Consider the following 4,503-nt stretch of genomic DNA (forward strand, 5'->3'; position numbering starts at 1 on the left):
ACCCGTCTTCATCGGCGACACCATTCACACCGTGCTGACGATCGCGCGCTGCGAGGACGACCCGAAGCGACCCGATTACGGCCGTGTCATCGAAGAAGTGCGGGTGAAGAACCAGCGCGACGAGGTGGTAATGGCCTGCGACCACGTCTATCTGGTGCAGCGCCGGTCGGCCTGAGCACATCACAGGGCTCCTCCCGGAGGCCCCGGCGGTGACGGCAATCGATCCGTCATCGCCGGGGTCGTTCCGTATCTATCACTGGATTTCTTGTGTCGCGGCCCATTGATCACAGCCTCATGATGATTGAAAATGATTTGTTTTCTGATGTCCTCATGAGGGTTTCGCCATGCGCGTCACAATGTCGGAGATCGCACGGCTCGCGGGCGTTTCACCGGCGACCGTGGATCGCGTGCTGAACGACCGGGCCGGCGTGCGCGGGCGTACCCGCTCGATCGTGATGGAGGCCGCGCGCCAGCTCGGCTATTTCGGCCTCACCGAAACCCAGAAGGGCAAGGCCGTCCGCATCGTGTTCTTTCTGCCCGAAGGGCCCAACAGCTTCATGCGCGGGCTGCGCACCCAGCTTCTGGAGGAGGCTCAGGCCCGTCCGGAGGTCTCGGTTCAGGTGGAAGAGGTCGTCAATCCCGGTCCCGATGCCTATGTCGCCGCGCTGCGCGCCGTCGAGGGAAAATGCGACGCCATCGGGATCGTCGCGCCCGATCACCCGATGCTGCGCGAGGAACTGACGCAGCTTTCAAGGAAAGGCATCCGCATCGCCACCCTCGTCTCCGACATTTCGGCGATATCAAAGGTCGGCTATGTCGGCATCGACAATCGCGCCGCCGGCCGTCTGGCCGGGCTTCTACTGGGGCGGTTTCTCAACCATGGAAAGCGCTACAAGATCGCCGTGTTCATCGGCTCGCTCGCCTATCGCGGGCATGAGGAGCGCGAAATGGGCTTCCGCTCGCTGCTGGCCGAGGATTTCCCCGAACTCGAGATCGTCCATTTCGGCGAAGTGGGCGATGACCGCTCCAAGGCCTATCAACAAACGCGGCAATTGCTGGAGCGCGCCGATATCGACGGAATATACAGCATCGGCGCGGGCAATCAGGGCATCGTCCAGGCGCTGAAGGAAACGCGCAAGAGCCGCGATGTCGTGTTCATCGGCCACGACCTGACCGATACCACCCGCACCGCCCTTCTGGACCGGACCATGGACGCCGTGATCGACCAGAACCCGCGCATCGAGGCGCGCGAGATCCTGCGCATGCTGTCAGCGGCCGTTCGCGGCGAGATGGAGCCGGAATACCCGCCCCGGCTCCAGGTCATCTTTCGCGAAAACATTCCGATGCGATGAGCCTGGAGAAGGCGCACCGAAAGCAGCTTTTCAAAGCAGGTTTCGCGCGGCGAGGTTTTTCATCAGCGCGCCGACCCCAAAGCTCCAGGGCGCGCAATCGGAGGCGTAGCGCACCGCGTTGGCAAGCGCGCCAAGGGCGGGGTTGGAAATGGTCACCCGGTCGCCGGTCTTGTGGGTAAAGCCCTCGCCCGGCACGTCGCGGTCCTCGGTCGGCGCGAACAGCGTTCCGAGGAACAGCACGAAACCGTCCGGATACTGGTGATGCGCGCCAACGGTCTGGCGCACGAGTTCGGCCGGATCGCGGCTGATCTCCGACATCGACGACTGGCCGTGGAGCACATAGCCCTCCGGGCCGTCGACGCGCAGGTCAAGCTGCATCGCCCGCACATCATCCATCCCGAAGCCCTTGCCGAACAGGCGGAACATCGGACCGATGGCGCAGGAGGCGTTGTTGTCCTTGGCCTTGCCGAGCAGCAGCGCCGACCGACCCTCGATATCACGCAGGTTGACGTCATTGCCGAGCGTCGCGCCGAGAATGTCGCTGCGGCTGTTGACCAACAGCACGACTTCCGGCTCGGGATTGTTCCACTGCGATATCTGCAGAATGCCGATCTCCGCGCCGTAGCCGACGGCGGACATCGGCTGCGACTTGGTGAAGACCTCGGCATCCGGGCCGATGCCGACCTCCAGATACTGGCTCCAGAGGCCCTCGGCCTGAAGCGCCGCCTTGACCTTCTGCGCCTCGTCGGAGCCGGCCTTGATATTGCGCAGGCTGTCACCGATCAGCGTGCCGATGCGCGCGCGGATCGTCTCGGCGCGTTTGGGATCGCCGGCGGCCTGTTCCTCGATCACGCGCTCGACCATGGAGCGCGCGAAGGTCACCCCGCAGGCCTTGATCGCCTGAAGATCGGTCGGGGCCAGGAAGTGCATCGTCGTCCGGTCAGCCGGATCAGCGCCAAGAAGGTCGGCGAGCGCGCCGAGATCGCGGCCCTCTGCCGCCGCGACATAGCCGGCAGGGTCGTCCATCTCGCAGATGTCGCGCACAGTTGCGCCAGCCTTTGCGGTGATGTCGATCACCCGGCCCTCGCGGCAGGTGACCACGGCAGGCCCTTCCGCCTCGGGCAGCCAAACGCGCCCAAGCCAGATGCCGTTTTCGTCCAGGTCAAAATGCGTCATGTCTCTCTTTCATGTTCACTGAAGGCAAGGCGCAGGATCTCGGCCTCGTCCATCTCATCCCGCGCCAGTACGCCAGCCAACCGGCCTTTTGACAAGACCCCGACGCGATCGCAAAGGCCAGTGATCTCCGGGAGCTCGGAGGAAGCGACGATCACCGTCAGCCCCTCGTCCGCGGCAGCGCGTATGATATCGTAGATTTCGGCCTTGGCCCCAACATCAACCCCATGGGTCGGTTCGTCCAGCAAAAGAAGCGTGGGGCCAGACAGAAGCGCGCGGGCAAAAATCACCTTCTGCTGATTGCCGCCGGAAAGCGTGGTGATCGGCCGACCGTCGTGCTCCATCCGAACGGAGAGCGCCGAAAGCTCATCGGCAACCGCGCCGGCCTCGCGTCCACCCGAAACAACACCGAGGCGGGCGAAGCTTCTGAGCGACGACGCCGATGCGTTGCGTCGAACCGAATGCTGCGGCAGGATACCCGCCGTCTTGCGGCCCTCCGGCACCAGGGCGATGCCGCGCTGCAGCGCCTCGGCGGGATTACGCGGCGCAAGCGGCGCGCCATCGAGCGTGATCGCGCCGGCCGCCTTGCGGCGTGCGCCGCATATGGTTTCCAGAAGCTCCGTCCGCCCGGCACCGACAAGGCCGAACAGGCCGAAAATCTCGCCCTTGCGCACCGAGAAGCTGACATCCTCCAGCACGCCGGGCACGCTGACGCCTGATAGCTCCAGCGCAATCTTTGTCGATGTGATCGCTCGGGCCGCGTGGGAAAACAGCGCCGTCTTGCCGGTCATGTCGGCGATGATCCGGTCCTTGGTCGTCTCCTCCGGCCGGCGATCGGAGACGACGCAGCCATTGCGCAGGACAAGCAGGCGGTCGCAGATCGACATCGCCTCGTCCAGACGGTGGGTGATGAAGATGATCGCCGTGCCGGCATCGCGCGCGCGGCGGACGAAATCGAGAAAACCCTCGACCTCGTGCGGCGTCAGCGATGAGGTCGGCTCGTCGAGAATCAGAAGGCGCGGATCGCGCGCGGCGGCGCGGGCAATCTCGACAAGCTGCTGCTCGCCGGCGCGCAGGTTTCCGGCGAGGCGCGCGGCATCTATGCCGCCGGCGCCCACGGCGTCCAGCATGCCCTGCGCCTCGCGGCGCATCTTGTCCCGGTCGACAAGGCCGATGGCGTTGCGGGGCATGCGCCCCAGAAACAGGTTTTCCGCGACGCTGAGCGCGCCGACGACGGAGAGTTCCTGATGGACGAAGGCGATGCCCGCCTCGATCCCCTCGGCGAAGGAGGAGAACCTGACCTCCGCGCCGTCGTAAAGAATTTCGCCGGTATCCGGCTTCAACCCGCCGGAGACGATGTTCATCATCGTCGATTTGCCCGCGCCGTTTTCGCCGAGAAGCCCGATGACCTCGCCCGGCGCAAGCGAGAGCGTGACCTCCTCCAGCACCTTGACCGGGCCAAAGCTCTTGGAAATCCCGGTCAGCCTGATCCTGGGGGCGGCATTGCCGCCGCCCCCTTCGGGTTTATGGCCCGTTTCCGGGTTCATTTCGCGACGTCCGCCGGCGTGATGAGATTGCCGTCGGCCTCGATCAGTTCCGGCACTTCGGTACCGGCAACCAGATGGTTGAAAAGCATGACCGAGCTGTCGAAGGCCTGCTGGAACGGCGCCTGATCTAGCAGACCGACCATCTCGCCGGTTTTCAGATAGGCCATGTTTTCCGGCGTGTGGTCGAAGCCGACAACGCCGACCTTGCCGGTCAGACCGAGGTCCTGGATTGCCTTTGCCGCCCCATAGGGACCGCCGGCGGTGACATAGACCATTTCGAGGTCGGGATTGGCCGTATACATGTCCTGCACCAGCGAATAGGCGCTTTCGGCCTTGTCACGGTTTTCAAACGGACCGACGATCTCGATGTCGGGCGCGTTTTCCTTCAGATAGTCGAGCGCTCCATCCATGCGCATCTGGTGCTGGGTCGC

The 4,503-nt window shown here is 64.5% G+C and carries 4 protein-coding genes and 1 pseudogene; 2 read left to right on the forward strand and 3 right to left on the reverse strand.

Annotation, left to right across the window (positions count from 1 at the left end; translation table 11 throughout):
- A pseudogene (locus B4E36_RS17360) lies at nucleotides 1-175 on the forward strand (dehydratase); the annotation flags it as partial.
- Between the two features lie 169 nt (nucleotides 176-344).
- On the forward strand, nucleotides 345-1,352 hold the full coding sequence (locus B4E36_RS17365) for a LacI family DNA-binding transcriptional regulator (protein ID WP_292058324.1): 1,008 nt from the start codon (nucleotides 345-347) through the stop codon (nucleotides 1,350-1,352).
- A gap of 30 nt (nucleotides 1,353-1,382) precedes the next feature.
- Here B4E36_RS17365 and B4E36_RS17370 read toward each other — a convergent pair whose 3' ends face one another.
- The 3 genes from B4E36_RS17370 to B4E36_RS17380 all read right to left on the reverse strand — a co-directional run.
- A complete protein-coding gene (locus B4E36_RS17370) occupies nucleotides 1,383-2,528 on the reverse strand; it encodes a fumarylacetoacetate hydrolase family protein (RefSeq protein ID WP_345900607.1) in 1,146 nt (381 codons plus the stop codon).
- A complete protein-coding gene (locus B4E36_RS17375; RefSeq protein WP_292058320.1) occupies nucleotides 2,525-4,072 on the reverse strand; it encodes a sugar ABC transporter ATP-binding protein in 1,548 nt (515 codons plus the stop codon). Before B4E36_RS17375 ends, B4E36_RS17370 begins: the two co-directional genes overlap by 4 nt.
- Nucleotides 4,069-4,503: sugar ABC transporter substrate-binding protein (locus B4E36_RS17380; protein ID WP_345900608.1), on the reverse strand; the 435-nt coding region annotated here is incomplete at its 5' end. The genes B4E36_RS17380 and B4E36_RS17375, both read right to left, overlap by 4 nt.

This window comes from Martelella sp. UBA3392 (assembly GCF_002358775.1).
Lineage (GTDB): Bacteria > Pseudomonadota > Alphaproteobacteria > Rhizobiales > Rhizobiaceae > Martelella > Martelella mediterranea.

Bases quoted from the DNA above. Each gene is read 5' to 3' on its own strand.
- B4E36_RS17365 (WP_292058324.1), top strand. From the start codon at position 345: ATGCGCGTCACAATGTCGGAGATCGCACGGCTCGCGGGCGTTTCACCG.
- B4E36_RS17370 (WP_345900607.1), bottom strand. From the start codon at position 2,528: ATGACGCATTTTGACCTGGACGAAAACGGCATCTGGCTTGGGCGCGTT.
- B4E36_RS17375 (WP_292058320.1), bottom strand. From the start codon at position 4,072: ATGAACCCGGAAACGGGCCATAAACCCGAAGGGGGCGGCGGCAATGCC.